Below are 18,353 nucleotides of genomic sequence, written 5' to 3' on the forward strand. Positions count from 1 at the left end.
CGCTGACCTCAACGGGTCAGTGCTTTCATGCCCTGTTCCAGCCCGGCCAGGGTCATCGGCACCATGTGGCCTTCGAAGATCTCCTGAATCATGCTGATGGAATGGGTGTATTCCCAATACTTCTCGGGCACGGGATTGATCCACAGGTTCGATGCCCATTGATCCCGCGCGCGTTGCAGCCAGACCTGCCCGGCCTCTGCGTTCCAATGCTCGTTGGCGCCGCCGGGATAGGCGATCTCATACGGGCTCATCGAGGCGTCGCCGACGAAGATGCATTTGTAGTCGGGCCCATAGGTGCGCAATACTTCATGCGTGGGCGTCTGCTGGTCCCAGCGGCGGCGATTGTCGCGCCAGACGCCTTCGTAAAGGCAATTGTGGAAATAGTAATATTCCAGATGCTTGAACTCGGACCGTGCGGCCGAAAACAGCTCTTCCACCACTTTGATATGCGGGTCCATTGATCCGCCAACGTCCAGAAACAGCAGAACCTTGACCGCGTTGTGACGTTCGGGTCGGGTTTTGACGTCCAGATAGCCGTGCTCGGCAGTGGCGCGAATGGTGCCGTCCAGATCCAGTTCTTCCGCAGCACCTTCGCGCGCCCAGCGGCGCAGGCGTTTCAGGGCGACCTTGATGTTGCGCGTGCCCAGTTCAACCGTGTCGTCCAGGTTTCTGAATTCGCGCTTGTCCCAAACCTTGACCGCGCGCTGGTGGCGGCTTTCCTTTTGGCCGATGCGCACGCCTTCGGGATTATAGCCATAGGCCCCGAAAGGAGAGGTCCCGGCCGTGCCGATCCACTTGTTGCCGCCCTGATGGCGGCCTTGTTGTTCCTTGAGACGCTCGCGCAGCGTTTCCATCAGTTTGTCGAAACCGCCAAGCGCTTCGATCTCGGCTTTTTCCTCGTCCGACAGGTGTTTTTCGGCCATTTTGGCCAGCCAGTCGCCGGGGATGTCAACGGCTTCCAGAACCTGATCGAAGCTGATCTCGTTCAGTCCTTCGAAACTGGCGGCAAAAGCGCGGTCAAACTTGTCGATGTTGCGTTCGTCCTTCACCATCGATACCCGGGCGAGATAGTAGAACGCCTCGACATCATAGGTGGCCAGACCCTTTTTCATGCCTTCCAGAAAAGTCAGATATTCCCGAAGCGATACCGGGATGTCAGCTTTGCGAAGGTTTTCGAAAAAGGGCAGGAACATCGTGTCAGGCCACCAAACGCACCAGAATCAACGAGATCACCAGACCCACCAGCGCAAAGGCAATGCCGTATCCGGCGGCATATTGCGCCATGTCGGCGCGATCGCCGCTGCGCTTTTTCGCGGTCAGGGCGCCCAAGGTTGCACCTAGTGCCGCCATTCCCAGAACTACCAACATATGTGCGTCATCCGTCTTTCGTGCCATCCGTATTTCTTCGGCCATTGTCCCGCGACAATGACTGGGCCACCAGATCCGAACCAAACCCGTACCGCGCCCATCCCAGGCTGTCCAGCCTGACGGTACGTGCCTGCTGTATCTGCCCCGCCTGTTTCAGCGCCTCTGATTTCAGCAACAACAACGTGGCCAGCAATGACGCATTTTCAGCCCGTGTCATGACATCGATAGCCCCGTTCAGCTCGGGCAGAACACTGGGTCCTTTTTCCTGTGCCAGCGCAAATGCCGCGGTTTGCGTTGTGACATAGGCCTGATGCACCTCTGTGCCGGGCGTGGCCTTCAGAAACTGCTGCGCAATCTGAAACTGGCGTTGGGCTTCGATGGGGTCCCGGAATTGTTCCATCCGGCCTATCAGGTAATGGGGATAGGCGCGGCGGTGGTCCGTCCATCCCTGTTGCTGACCGATCCGTGCCGCCTTTCGGGCAGCGCGCAGCTGTCTGGGCGACCCCGATCCCGGTCCCAGTGATTTCTGGATCGCGTCAATCCATTCGCGCGGCGTATCCGTAAAGGGTTGAACGGGCACCCTGTCCCCGCGCGGGTTCATCCGGCTCAGAACCCCCGGGATGACCGCGGCGACCTGATCGCGGGTCATGCCGGTGCGCAGTTCCGGCGCATAGGCCGCCCGCAGGATCAACATGTCGAACCCGGTCAGAACCGTATGGATATTGTCGTCGTTGAACACCGAATCCGGCAGGTGATACAGATCGTTCAGCGGACCAAGCGCTTGCGCCAGTTCTTCATGCAGGCAATCACGTATTTCCTGCGGACTGACGTCGTATGGGATGAAAATTCCAAGCCGTTCGCGTTTGTGCAGTTCTGTCCAGCTGCTTTTGATCTTTCGGCGGTCTCGGCGATATTCTTCAAGGCTGGATGAGTTGGGGACGACGAAACAGGCCGCATTGGGCAAAATGCGCAGAATGTCTTTCTGGCTGACGGCTTCGATGGTGATATTCGCCTGACCTTCGGTGATCTGTCGGATGTTGATCCCGGCTTCGCGCCTCAGGCGGTTGAGCAGCCGGGTCAGATCCTGCTGCATGCTTGGTGTCGGCGATCCTGTCAGGCGGACAGTGACCGGGGTCTCGAAACGCGTGAAAACGGGCAGGGCGGCGCCGCTTTCCAGTTCAAAATGCAACGACAAGAAATCCGAGGCGATGTTCTTGTTGGATCGAGCAGGCGGCGAAGGTCGCGCTGTTGAAAAAGACTTGGCAGGTGGCAGGCTTGCTTCGATAACCGTGACCTGATCGGGCAGCTCGATCGTTTCAACCGTCGCGCAGCCAGCAACAACCAGTGCCAGAAAAAGGGCACTCAATCGCTTCATGAGCGGGCGTACTTGATGAACGGTGTCAATGTGCCGATGCGATCATACAGTTTACGCGCGGTGTGGTTAAAATCCTGGGTCAACCAATAGACCGACGGCGCGCCCTGACGATCGGCCTCGTCATAGACCGCCTGGATCAAGGCCCGGCCAACGCCTGCCCCCCGTGCTTCGGGTCGCGCGAACAGGTCTTGCAGGTAGCAGACCTTTTCCAACTTCCAGGCGTGGCGATGAAAAAGATAGTGTGTCAATCCGACAAGGGCGCCATTCTGCTCGGCAACGAAACAGGAAAAATCCTGTGGGTCGTCACCCAGCAGTCTGGAAAAGGATGTTTCGTATACATCATCGGGCAGGGCGGTTTCATAAAATGCCAGATAGTCCCGCCACATTTCGGCCCATTGGCTTTTGTCCTCGGCACGCAGGGTGCGGATTGTCAGTGCGTTCGCCACGCGATTCATCCAATTCTGTGGGCGGCGAAGCTCTGTTTCGCCAGATGGGCCGATGCTGGCATCCGGGCCGCCCCAAGGCAAGCAATGATCACCGTCCAGTCACCCTCCGGCTATCGTTTGCCGCGTGCCATAAAGGCCAGACGTTCGAACAAATGCACATCCTGTTCATTCTTCAGCAACGCGCCATGCAGTTTCGGAAGCGCATCTGCGCCGCCACGTTTGAGGTCTTCGGCACTCAGGTCCTCGGCCAGCAGCAGCTTCAGCCAATCCAGCACTTCCGATGTTGACGGCTTTTTCTTGAGCCCCTGCGTCTCGCGGATTTCATAGAACTGGGTCAGGGCGGTGGTCAGAAGCGCATCCTTGATGCCGGGGTGATGAACCTCGACGATGCGGCGCATCGTGGCCTCGTCCGGGAAGCGGATGTAGTGAAAGAAACAGCGGCGCAGAAACGCGTCCGGCAATTCCTTTTCATTGTTCGAGGTGATGATAACGATCGGGCGGTTTTTGGCCCGGATCGTTTCTCCTGTCTCGTAGACGTGGAACTCCATCTTGTCGAGTTCCTGCAAAAGGTCGTTTGGAAACTCGATATCGGCCTTGTCGATCTCATCGATCAGCAGAACGACCTTTTCGTCGGCCTCGAAGGCCTGCCACAGCTTGCCCTTGCGGATATAGTTCGACACGTCATGCACGCGTTCCTCACCCAACTGGCTGTCCCGCAGGCGGCTGACCGCGTCATATTCATAAAGGCCCTGCTGCGCGCGGGTGGTGGATTTCACGTTCCATTCAATCATCCTCAGCCCCAGCGCGCCGGCCACCTGTTTGGCAAGCTCTGTCTTGCCGGTGCCGGGCTCGCCCTTGACCAGCAATGGGCGTTCAAGTGTGACGGCGGCGTTCACGGCAATCGTCAGATCGTCGGTGGCGACATATTCGGCTGTACCTTGAAAGCGTGCGGTCATGGGCCTCTCGTGTGGTTTTTCGTAATCCGTGGGCAGGTTGTGTTGTCCGGGTTACAGACGGTCAACGTTTTTGACAACCCGCGTCCCTGCGTCCGTTGAGGCGATTTTTGCAGGAACTCCAAGCCCTTTTGGTTGATTCGTGCGCGCGAATGTGCCCTGCCAATTGACGCCTGCCTCAAAAAGGCCCGCTAAATTTCATAGAAAAACAGGGTTTTGTTGTTGTTTGTCTCATATTTAGACAAAACAGCGCGAGGGCGTGCTGAAGCAACGTTTGTGTAGTGACAATCCCACGCCCGTCGGCTAAACGCTGCGCAGAAGGGGGTGCCAAATGTCAGGTGAAACATCAGCGACCGACGTTTCTGGCCATACCGAGGGAGCAAATATGAAACAGGAAGTTTTTCTGCCGGAGGATTACCGCCCGGCCGAAGATGAACCTTTCATGAATGAACGTCAGCTTGAATATTTCCGCCGCAAGCTGTTGGATTGGAAGAATGAGCTTTTGGCGGGCAGCCGCGATACGATCGAAGGGCTGCAGGACAACACACGAAACATCCCGGATGTCGCAGACCGCGCGAGCGAGGAGACCGATCGCGCTCTGGAACTGCGGACACGCGATCGCCAGCGCAAGCTGGTTGCCAAGATCGACGCAGCCCTGCGCCGGATTGAAGAAGGTGAATACGGTTACTGCGAAAAGACGGGCGATCCGATTTCGCTGAAACGCCTGGATGCACGTCCGATTGCAACCATGACGCTGGAGGCGCAAGAGCGCCACGAGCGCCGCGAAAAGGTCCACCGCGACGATTGATCGCCGGGTGAAATTGGAAAATTTCGAACGCCGGGGCCTGTGGCTCCGGCGTTTTTGCGTTATGCGGGGGTCATGAAGATCAATCGGTTGAATTTCTGTGTAATTGGCGGCGGTATCGGCGGTCTGGCAGCTGCGTTGGCGCTGCGGCAACACGGGGCGCAGGTCACCCTGCTGGAGCAAGCCCCGGCATTGACCGAGGTTGGCGCCGGTCTGCAGATCAGTGAAAACGGGATGTGCGTGTTGCGTGCGCTTGGGGTGGCGGATCTGTCTGCGGGCCAGAAGTCGCATGGTACGATCTTGCGCGATTACCGCAAAGGGCGCGTTGTCAGCCGGCTGCCCGGACCCTCGGCTGGCCCGACCTATTATTTTCACCGTGCCGATTTGTTGAGTCTGCTGCATTCTGAGGCCCGCAAGGCCGGCGTGGATGTTCGTCTGGGAGCCGAGGTTTCCAACGTGCAGAAACACCCCAACGAAGCCGAAATTCTGTTGGCGAGCGGCAAGCGGCTGCGCGCCGAATGCGTCATCGCCGCCGACGGTGGCCGAAGCACGATTCGCCCGGCTCTGAACGGGCCCGAGACACCCGAGTTCACGCACCAGGTCGCCTGGCGCGCCACCATTCCCTGGCGACCGGATTCAGGCGTGGTGACGGCATCCCTGACCATGGGGCCGGGTCGGCATGTCGTGACCTATCCTTTGCGCGATCAAAGCATGATGAACATCGTTGCGGTCGAGGAACGCTCGGACTGGCGGGAAGAGGGATGGAAGCTGAAGGGTGACCCGGATGAATTGCGCGCACGTTTTTCAGGATTCGGCGGTCCTGTACGTGAGATTCTGTCAAAGGTCTCAGGCGTGAATCTGTGGGCCCTGTTCCTGCGCCCGGTCGCCAAAAAATGGCAAAACGGTCGTCTGGCATTGCTGGGGGACGCGGCGCATCCGACCTTGCCGTTCATGGCACAAGGCGCCTGCCTGGCGCTGGAAGATGCCTGGGTGCTTGCACGATCATTCGACGAACACTCGGGCGTCACCAGCGCGCTTGCCGCCTACGAGCAAATGCGCAGACCAAGGGCAGAAAGCGTGGTTGCCGCTGCCGGGTCGAACGCACGCAATTTCCACCTGTCAGGCCCCGCCCGTTTGGCGGCCCAATGTGCGCTTATGGCCATCGGAGGGAAATTGTCACGCCGCTACGAATGGATATACAGCTACGACGTCACGGCCTGAACCGCTAAATATCCAGATCGACCCAGACAGGCACATGATCCGAGGGTTTTTCATGCCCGCGCACGGCGGCATCAATCTGGCAATCCCGCAGTAGATCCGCCGCTTGCGGGGTCAGCAGAAAGTGATCGATCCGAATTCCGTCGTTCCGGTTCCAGGCCCCGGCCTGGTAGTCCCAGAAAGAATAGTGCCCCGCGCTTTGGGTGGTGGCCCGGAACGCTTCGGTGAAGCCCAGATTCAGAATCTTGCGAAATGCGGCGCGGCTTTCGGGGCGGAACAATGCATCGTCGCGCCATGCTTCGGGGCGTTTGGCGTCCTCCGCCTGCGGGATGATGTTGTAATCCCCCGCCATCAACGCGGGTTCTTCGGTCGCCAGCAAATCCCGGGCACGGTCATAAAGCCGTTCCATCCATGCCAGTTTGTAATCATATTTCGGGCCGGGTGCGGGATTGCCATTGGGCAGATACAATCCACAGATCCGAAGAGCCTTTTTGCCAACGACGGTGGCTTCTATCCAGCGGGCCTGTTCATCCGCGTCATCGCCGGGAAGGCCGCGGGATACATCCTCGAGGGGAAGCTTCGACAAGATTGCAACGCCGTTGAAGCTTTTTTGTCCATGGGTTTCCACGTTGAACCCACGCTCTTCGAATATCTCGCGCGGAAAGTTTTCGTCGACCGACTTGATCTCTTGCAGCAGCACAACGTCTGGCTGCGCTTCGTCCAGCCAACGGGGCAGGGCTTCGGCCCGCGCTTTGATGCCGTTGATGTTGAACGTGGCGATTTTCATGCGCGATCCTCCGAAGATTTGGTGCAACCTATCGCGCAGAACGGGCCCAACGGCAAGGCGGAGATCGGATTTGCGAGGCTCTGCCTCGCGCTCCGGGATATTTTTGGCCAGATGAAGAAACGGATTATTAACCGAATTTCTTCAAGCTGAAGTGGCGGTACAGGCGGGGACGCCGATGACCGCGCCAGGTGAAGCCCTCTGGTCTGTCGGTCAGAGGGTGAATCCTTGCTTCATCTGGCTGAAAATATCCTGGGGGTGTGGGGGCAAAGCCCCCACGGTTACATCGAAAATGATGTGCCACAACCGCAGGAAGAGGTGGCGTTGGGGTTGTCGATCACAAATCGCGCGCCGATCAGTTCCTGGGTGAAGTCGATAACTGCGTTTTCCAGGAAGGGCAGCGAAATGGCGTCAACAATGACTTTTTGCCCCTTACCTTCAAGGACCAGATCATCTTCATTTGGCGTATCCAAAGCGATTTCGTATTGAAACCCCGAGCAACCGCCGCCTTCCACTGCGACGCGCAGTGCCTGACCCTGATCCGCAGCGCCGATTTCTGCGAGGCGTTCAAAGGCGCGATCCGTGACTGTTGGGGGCAGATTCATGCCGGTCTCCAAAGGTTTCCTTCCGTTACGCCATACAATATAGAAAGTGCAAGGACAGGCGACAAGGACGGGCCATTTGGACAGAGCTAGTTTTGCCTCGGATCCGGACCGCACCAAGGGTCGGCTCGTACCCGAGGAGGAAAGCAGTTTCCGATCATGCTTTCAGCGCGACCGGGACAGGATCATTCACGCCAGCGCCTTTCGGCGCCTCAAGCACAAGACGCAAGTTTTCGTTGAACATGAGGGCGATAGCTACCGCACCCGCCTGACCCATTCCATCGAGGTGGCGCAGGTGGCCCGGACCATTGCCGGTGCCCTGGGCCTTAACCCAGAGCTGACCGAAGCCGTGGCCCTGGCGCACGATCTGGGGCATACGCCCTTTGGACATACCGGCGAAGACGCGTTGCACGCGTTGATGAAACCCTATGGTGGTTTTGATCACAACGCGCAGGCCATTCGGATCGTCACAAAGCTGGAGCGCCACTATGCAGAATTCGATGGGTGCAACTTGACCTGGGAATCTCTGGAAGGGATAGCCAAGCACAATGGGCCCGTTGAGGGCGATCTGCCTTGGGCATTGGCCGAGTGCAATCAGGATTTCGATCTTGAACTGCACACCCATGCCAGCGCCGAAGCGCAGGTTGCGGCTCTTTCTGATGACATTGCATACAACAATCACGATCTTCTGGACGGGTTGCGCGCAAGCCTGTTCACGGATGACGATTTGCAGGACCTGCCGATTGTCGGGGCCTGCTACACCGAGGTGGATGCCAGATATCCAGGGCTGGATTCCTATCGCCGGCGTCACGAAGCGCTCAGGCGGGTTTTCGGGGTCATGGTGGCCGATGTCATCAACACCTCGCGCGATCTCATTGCCGTGTCTGGCGCGCAGTCCGTCGAAGAAATCCGTCATCTTGGGTATCCCGTCATCCAGTTCTCGGATGAGGTTTGGGCGCAACTGCGTGAAATCAGGGCGTTTCTGTTCACACGGATGTATCGTGCACCCACGGTGATGTCAGTACGGGCCGAGGTGGCAAAGATCGTGGAAGAACTGTTTCCGATCTACATGAACGATCCCAGGCAAATGCCTGTGCGCTGGCACGATGACATTGAAGCTGCCAGGGACGACACAGCCTTGGCCCGCATCGTTTCCGATTACATTGCGGGCATGACCGACCGATTTGCCTTGCAGGACTATGCGCGGCTGACGGGCTGATCACTCCACAGCGATATAGGCGATGGCCCAGACTTGCTGAGCCGCTTGTTTCGCGGACTGATCTGCGTTCTCTGTCGGTGGGAACACGATCATCGTCGGGCCATAACCTCCGATCCCCATCGGTGCGCCATCAGCATGCGTGGCAACGATCGGTTTGTGCGTGGCGATGCTGTCCCATTCGATTTCGGCGTGATACCCGTCCAGCGCCATGGGAAGAGCGGTTTTTCCTTCGGCCCCTGCCAATGTCATGACGTCTGCCAAAAGCGGGCCTGAAAATCTGTAATCCCGCTCATTGCCCGGAGGGCCATAGGGGATTGTGACCTCGAACTGCGCCAGCCCGTCCAGCATAGCCGCGTCAAAACCAGCCGCGCCGTCATGCGTGACTTCCAGATAGCCCAGCAGACCGCCGTCATTCTCACCCCGCGCGGGCAGGTTTGTTTCGCTGACTGCGCCGCCCAGCGTCAGCAGCACATGGCCTTTGGGCTGTGGCAGGTCGGCCAGCACAGGCAGGGCGGTGGACAAAAGCAGGGCAAAAGACAAGGCGCGGTGCATCAATGGTCTCCGGTAGCGGCGTACAGGCCCGAGATTAGCGAGATGTTTCGCCAAACCAAGCTTAAACATTAGGCGTCCATTGACCTTGCTGGTTTGCATGATAAACCCCGCGACAAGCAAAAGGACATCCAAAATGAACCTGTTTTCCGAGATCCGCGGCCTTGTACTGGACGCGCTGGCGCAGATGCAGTCCGAAGGTGCATTGCCCGAAGGGCTGAGCTTTGACAACGTGGCGGTCGAGCCTCCGCGCGATGCGGCGCATGGGGACATGGCGACCAACGCCGCGATGGTGCTGGCGAAACCGGCGAAGATGAAGCCGCGCGACATTGCGGATGTTCTGGCCGGGAAACTGGCGGCGAATGACCGGATCACAAGCGCTGAAGTGGCAGGGCCCGGTTTCCTGAACCTGCGTCTTGCGCCGTCCGTCTGGCAAGGCGTGTTGGCGGCTGTGCTGGAAAAAGGCACTGATTACGGGCGCTCGGCCATGGGGCAGGGGCAGAAGGTCAATGTTGAATATGTCTCGGCCAACCCGACCGGTCCGCTGCATGTCGGGCACACACGCGGCGCGGTGTTCGGGGATGCTTTGGCGAGCCTGCTGGCCTATTCGGGCCATGACGTGACCCGCGAATACTATATCAACGACGGCGGCGCGCAGGTGGATGTGCTGGCGCGGTCAGCGTACGAACGGTACCGCGAAGCCAACGGCCTCAGCCCCGAGATTGCCGAAGGGTTGTATCCCGGTGATTATCTGATCCCGATCGGCGAGGCGCTGAAAGAGAAATATGGCGACAGCCTGATCGACAAGCCGGAAAGCGAATGGCTGGAAGAGCTGCGCGAGTTTTCGACTGATGCGATGATGGACCTGATCCGCGCCGACCTGAAGGCGCTGGGCGTCGAGATGGATGTGTTCTTCTCGGAAAAATCGCTCTATGGCACGGGCCGGATCGAGGCTGCGCTGCAATCGCTGACAGACAAGGGCCTGATCTACGAAGGTGTGTTGGAACCGCCCAAGGGCAAAAAGCCCGAAGATTGGGAGCCGCGCGAGCAGACCTTGTTCAAATCCACCGAACATGGCGATGACGTCGATCGCCCGGTCAAGAAGTCGGACGGCAGCTGGACCTATTTCGCCCCCGATATCGCCTATCACTATGACAAAGTGAGCCGTGGATTTGACGCGTTGATCGACGTGTTCGGGGCGGATCATGGCGGCTATGTCAAACGGATGAAGGCGGCCGTGTCGGCCCTGTCCGATGGCAAGGTGCCGCTGGATATCAAGCTGACGCAGCTGGTGAAGCTGTGGAAAAACGGCGAGCCGTTCAAGATGTCGAAACGGGCTGGGAACTTTGTCACCCTGCGCGATGTGGTCGATCAGGTTGGCCCCGACGTGACCCGTTTCGTGATGCTGACCCGCAAGAACGATGCGCCGCTGGATTTCGATTTCGACAAAGTGCTGGAACAGAGCCGCGAGAACCCCGTGTTCTACGTGCAATACGCCCATGCCCGGGTGATGAGCGTGCTGCGCCGTGCCGCCGAGGCGGGGATCGACGCCAGCGACGACACCCTGCGCGGGGCCGATCTGGCGTCGCTGGACCACCTGGCCGAACTGACGGTCGCCAAGAAGCTGGCGGAATGGCCACGCTTGGTCGAGATCGCTGCGCGGACCAACGAACCGCACCGCGTCGCCTTCTATCTGTATGAACTTGCAGGGGATTTTCACGCTCTGTGGAATAAGGGCAATGACGAAACCCAGTTGCGTTTCATTCAGGATGGCGATGTTGCCACAAGCCAGTCGAAAATTGCGCTGGCCCGGGCCGTTTCTGTTGTGATTTCAGCGGGCTTGGGTATTCTTGGCGTCACCCCGGCGCAGGAGATGCGGTAACAAATATCGCCCGAACCGCCGGTACGAGGTAGGCAAGAAATGACCCGCGCGCCTTATTTTCGGGCGCGAAACGGGCAGTGAGGCGGACATGGCGAGTTACGATTACTCGGGGCACCAAAGCCCCGGGCAGGATCATTACCCGAATCAAGCGCATTTCGAGGATGCGTATGACTATCCAGACGAGATGCGGGATTACGACGCGCCGCGCGGCACGTTCGGACTTGGGCGTGCCGTCAATTTCCTGGGGGCTGTCGCATCGTTGGCACTGGTCGCCGGCGTCGGTATCTGGGGATACAAGCTTGTCATGCGGGATGTCAGCGGCGTGCCGGTCGTGCGCGCAGCCGAAGGGCCGATGCGGGTGCAGCCCGAAAACCCGGGTGGAACACCCGCCGATCATCAGGGCTTGGCCGTCAATGCCGTGGCCGCCAAAGGCAGTGCTGCCGCTCCGGCGGATCGTCTGATCCTTGCGCCGCGGCCTGTCTCGTTGACGGATGAAGACGTCCCCGCCGCTGATCTGAAGCCGACACCGGCGCTGCATGTGGTGGAAAAGCCGATTTCAACCCAGGAAGCCGCCCGTTTGCGCCAGAACGCAGTGGATGCTCTGGTTGCGGAACTGGCTGGTGAGGCCGCCAAAACACAGCAAAACTCTGAGGACGGCGTGCAGCTGGCATCGCTGACCACCCCCGAGGAAGAACCCGCAATCGACCCGGCCGATTTCGCAGCCGCCCTGCCGGACCCGACGATTGCCGCGCTGCCGGGCGTGCGCCGGTCTTTGCGCCCGTTGACCCGCCCGGCGCGCGCCACACACAGCCGGGTGTCGCCAAGCGAGAATTCCGAGGACGCTATCAATGCCGCGGTGAAGGCTGCGGTTGGGTTGGATGTTGATCCTGATACGCTGGCGAAAGGCACGCGTCTGGCGCAGCTTGGGGCCTATGACAGCGTCCAGGTGGCGCAAACGGAATGGGATCGCCTGAACGGTAGGTTCGGCGAATATATGGCCGGAAAACAGCGCGTTATTCAGAAAACTTCAAGCGGCGGGCGCACCTTTTATCGCTTGCGCGTGCTGGGATTTGAAGGCCTGAGTGACTCGCGCCAGTTTTGTGCCGCGCTTGTTGCGCAAGGGGCTGATTGTATTCCGGTGGCCGTCAGGTGAAGTACGGTGCCACGATCACCGATGCAGAGGGCCTGCGCCTGACGCAACAGGAAAAAGACTTGTTTCGGCAGATGAACCCGTTCGGGTTCATTCTTTTTGCCCGCAACATCGAACACGCGGATCAGGTGCGTGCCTTGTGTGATGATTTCCGCGAGGCAGTCGGGCGCAATTGCCCGATCACCATCGATCAGGAAGGTGGGCGCGTGCAGCGCCTGCGGGCGCCGCTGGCCCGCGAGTGGCTGCCTCCGTTGGATCACGTGGCCAATGCCGCTGAGCAGGCCGAGCGCGCCATGTATCTGAGGTACCGCCTGATTGCCGATGAATTGTTTGGTCTGGGCGTCGACAGCAACTGTGCGCCCATGGTGGATGTCGCGCGCGCCGAGACGCACAAGTTTCTGAAGAACCGCTGCTATGACGCTGATCCTGAACGCGTTTCCAGAATTGGCAAAGCCGTGGCGCAGGGTCATCTGGATGGCGGTGTGTTGCCGGTGCTCAAACATATTCCGGGCCATGGACGTGCCACGTTGGACAGCCACCATGACTTGCCGCATGTGGATCTGCCCCTGGATGAGCTTGAGCGCAGCGATTTTGTGCCGTTCCGGGTCCTGAGCGACCTGCCGATGGGGATGACCGCGCATTTGGTCTATGACCAGATTGACCCGCAGCCTGCCACCATCTCGGCAACCATGATGGATGTGATCCGCGACAGGATTGGCTTCGGCGGGCTGATCATGACCGATGACATCGGGATGAAGGCGCTCAGCGGAACGCCCGCTGATGTGTCGCGGCAAGCCATAAGCGCGGGCTGCGACGTTGTTCTGCACTGCAACGGAAGCTTTGCCGAGCGCGCCGAGGTGCTGGAAGCTGCCGGGGAAATGTCCGATGTGGCACAGGCCCGCGCAGAACGGGCGCTGGCGATGCGCAAAGCTCCGCAGGAACTTGACATCCCTGCCGCCGAAGCGGAACTATCTGCCCTAATGGGCGGGCAGGTATATGAACGATAATCTTTTCAGCGAAGACCCCGTCTCGGTCGCGGATCGTCTTGCGGCCGAAGCGCTGATCGTTGATGTCGACGGGTTCGAAGGCCCGCTGGACGTTCTCCTGACCCTGTCGCGCACGCAGAAAGTTGATCTGAGGAAAATTTCCGTACTCGCGCTGGCACAGCAATACCTGGCTTTTGTCGAAAAGGCGCGGGCGCTGCGGATCGAACTGGCCGCCGACTATCTGGTGATGGCCGCATGGCTTGCCTTTCTGAAATCGCGCCTGCTGTTGCCGCCCGACCCGGATGACGAAGGACCATCGGGCGAAGAACTGGCTGCACATCTGGCGTTTCAATTGGAACGTTTGCAGGCGATGCGCGATGCGGCTGCGCGGTTGATGGCGCGCGATCAGTTGGGACGAGATTTCTTCAAACGCGGGCAGGGCGAAGATATCACCCGGATCCGCACCGTGACTTATTCCGCCACCCTGCTGGATCTGATGCAGGGCTATGCCCGCATCCGCACCCGTGATGAATTCCGCCCGTTTGTGATGGACCGCGATTCGGTATTCACCATGGAACAGGCACTGGAACGGATGCGACCGCTGATCGGGTTTGCCGGGACATGGACCGACATGGAAACTTACCTGCCCGATGGCTGGGATTCTGACCCGGTGCGGCGCAGGTCGGCAACGGCGGCGACCTTTGCGGCCTCGCTGGAACTGGTGAAAGAAGGACATATGGAAATCAAGCAGAGCGAGACATTTGCTCCGATCCAATTGCGCAAGAGGACCGAAACACGTGACTGATGCCCCAGAAGAGACCGGTACGCTGTTCGAGGCGCCTCCGCTGGCAGAGCAGGAGCGTATGGTCGAAGCCGTTCTGTTCGCCAGCGCCGAGCCGGTGACGATTGCGGATCTTGAGGCGCGGATGCCTCATGGCAGCGACGCGGCGCAAGCGGTTGAATTGCTTCAGAAACGTTATGAGGGGCGTGGCGTGCGCGTTGTGCGCGTTGGGGATGCCTGGGCCATCCGTACGGCCCCTGATCTGGGCTTTCTGATGCAGAAGGAAACGGTCGAGACGCGCAAGCTCAGCCGCGCCGCGATCGAAACGCTGGCCATCGTGGCCTATCACCAACCCTGCACACGGGCCGAGATCGAGGAAATCCGGGGTGTGTCGGTCTCGCGCGGGACCATCGATCAGTTGCTTGAGATGGAGTGGATCAAGCTGGGCCGCCGCCGCATGACGCCGGGTCGTCCGGTGACGTTTGTGGTGACGCCTGAGTTTCTGGATCATTTTGGTCTGGAAAACGCCCGCGACCTGCCAGGCCTGAAGGAACTGCGCGCCGCGGGATTGTTGGAGAATCGACCTCCTCCGGGTGCGATCCCCTTGGGAGAAGGGCGCGAGGACGAAGTTGACGAAGACCAGAGCGAGTTGTTCGAGGAAGAGTGATCGAACAGCCCTTTTGTTGCCGCATAAAGCGCCTATCTTTGTGCGTGAGGACACGGAGTTGAGCGATGAATGCAAACCGGATCATCGACATGATTGTGCGTCAGGTCATGCGCCGTCTGGTCAACAAGGGCATCGACAAGGGTATCGATCTGGCCAGCCGAAAGGGCAGCGGACCCGGCACATCGAATGGGCCCGGAAAAACCAGCGCACCGCGACATGCGCAGAACCTGCGGCAGGCGCAGCGCGTGACCCGTCAAATGCGCCGGTTTATGAAATTCTAGGGATCAGCTTACGGCTTTGAAATGCTTTGACAGTTTCAGGCCCTGACCCTGATAGTTCGAGGCTATGCCTGCACCATAAAGCTGCGTCGGCATTTCAGCCATTTTCTCATAGACCAGACGTCCGACGACCTGTCCGTGCTCCAGCACGAATGGCGCTTCGTGGCAGCGCACCTCAAGCACGCCACGGGAACCGGCCCCCCCGGCAGCGGCATGGCCGAAACCGGGATCAAAAAAGCCTGCATAGTGCACTCTGAACTCACCAACCATCGCCAGATAGGGTGCCATTTCAGCCGCGTACATCGGTGGAATATGCACCGCCTCGCGGCTGACAAGGATATAGAACGCGCCGGGGTCCAGGATGATGCAACCATCCTTGGTGCGCACTTCTTCCCAATAATCCTGCGGGTCGTATTCACCGATCCGATCCAGATCGATCACCCCGGTATGAGGTTTGGCGCGATAGCCCACCAGATCGGTGTCGGGCAGTTGCAGGTCGACCGAAAAGCCCAGACCGTCCTGAATGACGGCAGGTCCGTCCACAAGCGGAGATTCGGCATGCAATGCCCTCAGTTCCGCATCGGACAACACGGCCTGACCCTGGCGGAAACGAATCTGGTTCAGACGCATCCCGGGGCGCACCAGAACCGAGAAGGAGCGCGGGCAGATTTCGGCATAAAGCGGGCCTGTGTAACCTGCGGGCACCCGGTCGAACTCGGTGCCGCCATCGGTGATCGTCCGCGTCAGAAGATCCAGCCGGCCGGTCGAGCTTTTGGCATTGGCCACGGCGCTCATGCTGTCGGGCAGGGCGAGCGATTCCATCAGGGGCACCAGATAGACGCAGCCCTTTTCCAGAACCGCGCCATCCGAGATGTCGATGCGGTGCATCTCAAATTCAGTCAAGCGATCCGTGACAGTCCAGCCTTCGCCCGCAAGAAACGAGGCGCGTACACGGTAAGCCACTGTTCCCAGTCGCAAATCAAGGCTGGCAGGTTGAATCTGGGCAGGCAGAACCTCTGGGTCGGCGGTGATCTCACCGCACGCGATCATCGCCTCTAGCTGTTGGTTCGGGCAAACACCTGTCATCTCGATCCCCTCTGGTGCCAGAGCGGGATCTGGCCTGTATGCCATAAACGTCGGTGTGATTTGGTCGGGCTAGCAGGACTCGAACCTGCGACCTTCCGTCCCCCAGACGGACGCGCTACCAGGCTGCGCCATAGCCCGACGTTGGGGTGTTCATAAAGATTTTCCCGGCGGGGGCAAGAGGAAATCAATGCCTTTTGTCCTAACCCGTCGCCTGTGTTTCGACCCGGTCCAGCCAGCGGCGCAGATCTTCTGCAATCGGAGCGATGCGCCGCAGCAGGTCGTCATCAAAATCTGTCTGATTCCACGCAAGCGACGCGATTCCACCCATCAGGGGCGCGGCATCCAGTTCGGGTTCTGGCTCCGGCTGTGACGCGTCAGAGGCGCGTGCGTTTGTCTGCGCATCGTCCTTACCGGTTGGCTGGATCGGTTCGCGCAGATCCATGCGAATCTGTTCCGTGGCGGGGGCAGGCTTCGGTTCGAACGGCACCACGGTGTCCTGAACGGGCGCAATCGGGGCTGGGCCGGGGTCGTCCAGGGAAGGGGACAGCGCCGCAACATGTGCGACGCCTTGTTCGCGCAGGATACGCTGGACACCTTTGATCGTGATTCCGTCTTCGTGGAGCAGTTTCTTGATCCCGCCCAACAGACGCATGTCATTCGGGCGATAATACCTGCGTCCACCTGCACGTTTGACGGGCTTTACCTGTGTGAACCGGCTTTCCCAGAATCGCAGCACATGAGCCTGAACACCGAGCCAGTCCGCAACTTCGCTTATGGTGCGAAAGGCATCGGGGGACTTACTCATAATCTGGACGTCCTGAACTTACTTGCGGTTCCCGGCTGCGACGCGATCTTTCATCAGATGCGACGGGCGGAAAGTCAGCACACGGCGCGGCTGAATCGGAACTTCTTCGCCGGTTTTGGGGTTGCGACCAACACGGGCGGTCTTGTCGCGAACACTGAATGTACCGAAAGACGAGATCTTCACCTGCTCGCCACGCACCAAGGCGTCGGACATGTGGTTCAGAACGCTTTCAACCAGCTGCGCACTTTCGTTTCGTGACAGACCTACCTCACGAAAGACGGCTTCGCTCAGGTCCATTCGAGTCAGTGTTTTGTCGCCCATGCTATTTCCCCTATTGCTGTTGAAGCATATGGGTATGGCAAATTCGCTGTCAATATCAATGAATTGCGGGCGGCTGTGTAAGCCGGTTTGCGCCGGTTACCAGCGCAGAACCACTGCGCCCCAGGCCAGACCGCCACCAATGGCTTCGGTCACGATCAGATCACCCGGCTTGATCTGTCCGCGCTGCTTTCCCACGGACAGTGCCAATGGGATAGATGCGGCCGACGTGTTTCCGTGATCCTGAACGGTCACAACCACGTTTTCCATCGGCAGGTTCATTTTCTTGGCCGTGCCCTGAATGATGCGGATGTTGGCCTGATGCGGCACGATCCAATCCACGTCCGAGCTGCTCAGCCCCGCTCGTTCCAACGCTGTTTCCGCTGTTTTCGTAAGCTTTTCAACGGCATGACGGAAAACCTGATTGCCCTGCATGCGCAGATGCCCGGTGGATTGGGTCGAAACGCCGCCATCGACATAGAGCAGGTCTTTGTAGCGCCCGTCCGAATTCAGGTCGGTTGCCAGAATACCGCGGTCCTCGGCGGTGCCTGTGCCCTCTCGGGCCTCCAGCACAACTGCACCGGCGCCATCGCCGAAAAGAACGCAGGTGGATCGATCGGTCCAGTCCATGATCCGCGAGAAAGTCTCGGCCCCGATCACCAGCACCCGTTTGGCCTGAGCGGAAACAATCAGCGCATTTGCGTTGCAAAGTGCAAAAACGAATCCGGCGCAAACAGCCTGCACGTCAAAGGCAAAACCCTTGGTCATGCCCAGCCGTGCCTGAACCATGGTGGCGGCCGAAGGAAAGGTCAGATCCGCCGTTGAAGTTGCCAGTACGATTGCGTCAATATCATCCGCCGTCAGGCCTGCGTCGGCCAGCGCGGCCTGGGCGGCATTGGTGGCCAGATCGGATGTCGTCTCGTCCTCGGCGGCAAAATGGCGGCGTTCGATCCCCGAGCGGGTCTTTATCCATTCGTCGGTCGTGTCCAGGGTTTTTTCAAACTCGGAATTGGGAACAACGCGTTCAGGCAAATAATGCCCGACACCTACTACAACTGAACGGCCTGCCATTTTCCGGTAC

Annotated in this window: 21 protein-coding genes and 1 tRNA gene; 9 read left to right on the plus strand and 13 right to left on the minus strand. The window is 59.3% G+C overall.

All coding sequences use genetic code 11. The features are described 5' to 3' along the window. Positions 1 to 8: 8 nt before the first annotated feature. The 5 genes from AC2FNN_RS00425 to AC2FNN_RS00445 form a co-directional block, all read right to left on the minus strand. Positions 9 to 1,193 carry a vWA domain-containing protein gene (locus AC2FNN_RS00425; protein ID WP_496755817.1) on the minus strand — a complete coding sequence of 395 codons (1,185 nt, stop codon included), beginning with the start codon at positions 1,191 to 1,193 and terminating at the stop codon, positions 9 to 11. A 4-nt stretch (positions 1,194 to 1,197) separates the two neighbouring features. Then, the gene (locus AC2FNN_RS00430; protein WP_496755818.1) at positions 1,198 to 1,395 is read right to left on the minus strand and encodes a hypothetical protein; all 198 of its coding nucleotides are present in this window, start codon (positions 1,393 to 1,395) and stop codon (positions 1,198 to 1,200) included. Continuing rightward, the gene (locus AC2FNN_RS00435; protein WP_496755819.1) at positions 1,376 to 2,743 is read right to left on the minus strand and encodes a DUF2927 domain-containing protein; all 1,368 of its coding nucleotides are present in this window, start codon (positions 2,741 to 2,743) and stop codon (positions 1,376 to 1,378) included. The genes AC2FNN_RS00430 and AC2FNN_RS00435 overlap by 20 nt, the downstream gene beginning before the upstream one ends. Further along, positions 2,740 to 3,198: a GNAT family N-acetyltransferase gene (locus AC2FNN_RS00440; RefSeq protein ID WP_496755821.1), complete on the minus strand. Its 459-nt coding sequence runs from the start codon at positions 3,196 to 3,198 to the stop codon at positions 2,740 to 2,742. The genes AC2FNN_RS00435 and AC2FNN_RS00440 overlap by 4 nt, the downstream gene beginning before the upstream one ends. A gap of 101 nt (positions 3,199 to 3,299) precedes the next feature. Next, entirely contained in the window at positions 3,300 to 4,145 is an 846-nt protein-coding gene (locus AC2FNN_RS00445; RefSeq protein ID WP_152458249.1) for an AAA family ATPase, read from the minus strand. Positions 4,146 to 4,527: 382 nt separating this feature from the next. Here AC2FNN_RS00445 and dksA point away from each other — a divergent pair, with 382 nt between their 5' ends. Both dksA and AC2FNN_RS00455 read left to right on the plus strand, forming a co-directional pair. Beyond that, positions 4,528 to 4,950: an RNA polymerase-binding protein DksA gene (dksA, locus tag AC2FNN_RS00450; protein WP_171167736.1), complete on the plus strand. Its 423-nt coding sequence runs from the start codon at positions 4,528 to 4,530 to the stop codon at positions 4,948 to 4,950. A gap of 72 nt (positions 4,951 to 5,022) precedes the next feature. Continuing rightward, complete coding sequence (locus AC2FNN_RS00455) at positions 5,023 to 6,168, plus strand: FAD-dependent monooxygenase (RefSeq protein WP_496755823.1); 1,146 nt, start codon at positions 5,023 to 5,025, stop codon at positions 6,166 to 6,168. Positions 6,169 to 6,172: 4 nt separating this feature from the next. Here AC2FNN_RS00455 and xth read toward each other — a convergent pair whose 3' ends face one another. Continuing rightward, entirely contained in the window at positions 6,173 to 6,952 is a 780-nt protein-coding gene (gene xth, locus AC2FNN_RS00460) for an exodeoxyribonuclease III (RefSeq protein ID WP_496755825.1), read from the minus strand. A 278-nt stretch (positions 6,953 to 7,230) separates the two neighbouring features. After that, positions 7,231 to 7,554: a HesB/IscA family protein gene (locus AC2FNN_RS00465; protein WP_496755827.1), complete on the minus strand. Its 324-nt coding sequence runs from the start codon at positions 7,552 to 7,554 to the stop codon at positions 7,231 to 7,233. A 76-nt stretch (positions 7,555 to 7,630) separates the two neighbouring features. Between AC2FNN_RS00465 and AC2FNN_RS00470 the strand changes: the two genes are divergently transcribed. Beyond that, positions 7,631 to 8,770, plus strand: a complete 1,140-nt coding sequence (locus AC2FNN_RS00470; RefSeq protein WP_496755829.1) for a deoxyguanosinetriphosphate triphosphohydrolase — start codon at positions 7,631 to 7,633, stop codon at positions 8,768 to 8,770. On the opposite strand, the gene AC2FNN_RS00475 is transcribed toward AC2FNN_RS00470, so the two are convergent. After that, entirely contained in the window at positions 8,771 to 9,322 is a 552-nt protein-coding gene (locus AC2FNN_RS00475) for a putative pterin-binding protein (protein ID WP_496755831.1), read from the minus strand. 133 nt (positions 9,323 to 9,455) lie between these two features. On the opposite strand from AC2FNN_RS00475, the gene argS reads away from it, so the two are divergent. The 6 genes from argS (at position 9,456) to AC2FNN_RS00505 (ending at position 15,066) form a co-directional block, all read left to right on the plus strand. Further along, positions 9,456 to 11,201 (plus strand): arginine--tRNA ligase, encoded by a 1,746-nt coding sequence (gene argS / locus AC2FNN_RS00480; protein ID WP_496755832.1) that lies wholly within the window; start codon positions 9,456 to 9,458, stop codon positions 11,199 to 11,201. Positions 11,202 to 11,289: 88 nt separating this feature from the next. Further along, positions 11,290 to 12,354: an SPOR domain-containing protein gene (locus AC2FNN_RS00485; protein ID WP_496755833.1), complete on the plus strand. Its 1,065-nt coding sequence runs from the start codon at positions 11,290 to 11,292 to the stop codon at positions 12,352 to 12,354. Then, positions 12,351 to 13,358, plus strand: a complete 1,008-nt coding sequence (gene nagZ / locus AC2FNN_RS00490; protein WP_496755835.1) for a beta-N-acetylhexosaminidase — start codon at positions 12,351 to 12,353, stop codon at positions 13,356 to 13,358. The genes AC2FNN_RS00485 and nagZ overlap by 4 nt, the downstream gene beginning before the upstream one ends. Continuing rightward, a complete protein-coding gene (locus AC2FNN_RS00495; protein WP_171204907.1) occupies positions 13,348 to 14,142 on the plus strand; it encodes a segregation and condensation protein A in 795 nt (264 codons plus the stop codon). The genes nagZ and AC2FNN_RS00495 overlap by 11 nt, the downstream gene beginning before the upstream one ends. Beyond that, positions 14,135 to 14,785, plus strand: coding sequence for an SMC-Scp complex subunit ScpB (gene scpB, locus AC2FNN_RS00500; protein ID WP_152458238.1), 651 nt, complete (start codon positions 14,135 to 14,137; stop codon positions 14,783 to 14,785). The genes AC2FNN_RS00495 and scpB overlap by 8 nt, the downstream gene beginning before the upstream one ends. Positions 14,786 to 14,850: 65 nt before the next feature. Next, positions 14,851 to 15,066 (plus strand): hypothetical protein, encoded by a 216-nt coding sequence (locus AC2FNN_RS00505; RefSeq protein WP_496755838.1) that lies wholly within the window; start codon positions 14,851 to 14,853, stop codon positions 15,064 to 15,066. Between the two features lie 3 nt (positions 15,067 to 15,069). Here the strand turns inward: AC2FNN_RS00505 and AC2FNN_RS00510 are convergent, their stop codons facing one another. The 5 genes from AC2FNN_RS00510 to AC2FNN_RS00530 all read right to left on the minus strand — a co-directional run bounded on the left by AC2FNN_RS00510 (position 15,070) and on the right by AC2FNN_RS00530 (position 18,343). Beyond that, positions 15,070 to 16,149, minus strand: coding sequence for a 2'-deoxycytidine 5'-triphosphate deaminase (locus AC2FNN_RS00510; protein WP_496755839.1), 1,080 nt, complete (start codon positions 16,147 to 16,149; stop codon positions 15,070 to 15,072). A 61-nt stretch (positions 16,150 to 16,210) separates the two neighbouring features. Continuing rightward, positions 16,211 to 16,287: transfer RNA gene (locus AC2FNN_RS00515), tRNA-Pro, on the minus strand. A 61-nt stretch (positions 16,288 to 16,348) separates the two neighbouring features. Continuing rightward, complete coding sequence (locus AC2FNN_RS00520; RefSeq protein WP_496755841.1) at positions 16,349 to 16,954, minus strand: MerR family transcriptional regulator; 606 nt, start codon at positions 16,952 to 16,954, stop codon at positions 16,349 to 16,351. A gap of 18 nt (positions 16,955 to 16,972) precedes the next feature. After that, entirely contained in the window at positions 16,973 to 17,275 is a 303-nt protein-coding gene (ihfA, locus tag AC2FNN_RS00525; protein ID WP_152458234.1) for an integration host factor subunit alpha, read from the minus strand. 96 nt (positions 17,276 to 17,371) lie between these two features. Beyond that, the gene (locus AC2FNN_RS00530) at positions 17,372 to 18,343 is read right to left on the minus strand and encodes a beta-ketoacyl-ACP synthase III (protein ID WP_496755843.1); all 972 of its coding nucleotides are present in this window, start codon (positions 18,341 to 18,343) and stop codon (positions 17,372 to 17,374) included. Positions 18,344 to 18,353: the final 10 nt, after the last annotated feature.

It is taken from the genome of Ruegeria sp. BHSA118, assembly GCF_059613405.1.

What these genes read in the sequence shown, in the direction of transcription:
- AC2FNN_RS00475 (WP_496755831.1), bottom strand. Translation starts at nt 9,322, where the DNA reads ATGCACCGCGCCTTGTCTTTTGCCCTGCTTTTGTCCACCGCCCTGCCT.
- AC2FNN_RS00505 (WP_496755838.1), top strand. Translation starts at nt 14,851, where the DNA reads ATGAATGCAAACCGGATCATCGACATGATTGTGCGTCAGGTCATGCGC.
- AC2FNN_RS00445 (WP_152458249.1), bottom strand. Translation starts at nt 4,145, where the DNA reads ATGACCGCACGCTTTCAAGGTACAGCCGAATATGTCGCCACCGACGAT.
- AC2FNN_RS00465 (WP_496755827.1), bottom strand. Translation starts at nt 7,554, where the DNA reads ATGAATCTGCCCCCAACAGTCACGGATCGCGCCTTTGAACGCCTCGCA.
- AC2FNN_RS00495 (WP_171204907.1), top strand. Translation starts at nt 13,348, where the DNA reads ATGAACGATAATCTTTTCAGCGAAGACCCCGTCTCGGTCGCGGATCGT.
- AC2FNN_RS00440 (WP_496755821.1), bottom strand. Translation starts at nt 3,198, where the DNA reads ATGAATCGCGTGGCGAACGCACTGACAATCCGCACCCTGCGTGCCGAG.
- AC2FNN_RS00430 (WP_496755818.1), bottom strand. Translation starts at nt 1,395, where the DNA reads ATGGCACGAAAGACGGATGACGCACATATGTTGGTAGTTCTGGGAATG.
- AC2FNN_RS00435 (WP_496755819.1), bottom strand. Translation starts at nt 2,743, where the DNA reads ATGAAGCGATTGAGTGCCCTTTTTCTGGCACTGGTTGTTGCTGGCTGC.
- xth (WP_496755825.1), bottom strand. Translation starts at nt 6,952, where the DNA reads ATGAAAATCGCCACGTTCAACATCAACGGCATCAAAGCGCGGGCCGAA.
- AC2FNN_RS00530 (WP_496755843.1), bottom strand. Translation starts at nt 18,343, where the DNA reads ATGGCAGGCCGTTCAGTTGTAGTAGGTGTCGGGCATTATTTGCCTGAA.
- AC2FNN_RS00455 (WP_496755823.1), top strand. Translation starts at nt 5,023, where the DNA reads ATGAAGATCAATCGGTTGAATTTCTGTGTAATTGGCGGCGGTATCGGC.
- dksA (WP_171167736.1), top strand. Translation starts at nt 4,528, where the DNA reads ATGAAACAGGAAGTTTTTCTGCCGGAGGATTACCGCCCGGCCGAAGAT.
- argS (WP_496755832.1), top strand. Translation starts at nt 9,456, where the DNA reads ATGAACCTGTTTTCCGAGATCCGCGGCCTTGTACTGGACGCGCTGGCG.
- AC2FNN_RS00510 (WP_496755839.1), bottom strand. Translation starts at nt 16,149, where the DNA reads ATGACAGGTGTTTGCCCGAACCAACAGCTAGAGGCGATGATCGCGTGC.
- AC2FNN_RS00520 (WP_496755841.1), bottom strand. Translation starts at nt 16,954, where the DNA reads ATGAGTAAGTCCCCCGATGCCTTTCGCACCATAAGCGAAGTTGCGGAC.
- ihfA (WP_152458234.1), bottom strand. Translation starts at nt 17,275, where the DNA reads ATGGGCGACAAAACACTGACTCGAATGGACCTGAGCGAAGCCGTCTTT.
- AC2FNN_RS00485 (WP_496755833.1), top strand. Translation starts at nt 11,290, where the DNA reads ATGGCGAGTTACGATTACTCGGGGCACCAAAGCCCCGGGCAGGATCAT.
- AC2FNN_RS00425 (WP_496755817.1), bottom strand. Translation starts at nt 1,193, where the DNA reads ATGTTCCTGCCCTTTTTCGAAAACCTTCGCAAAGCTGACATCCCGGTA.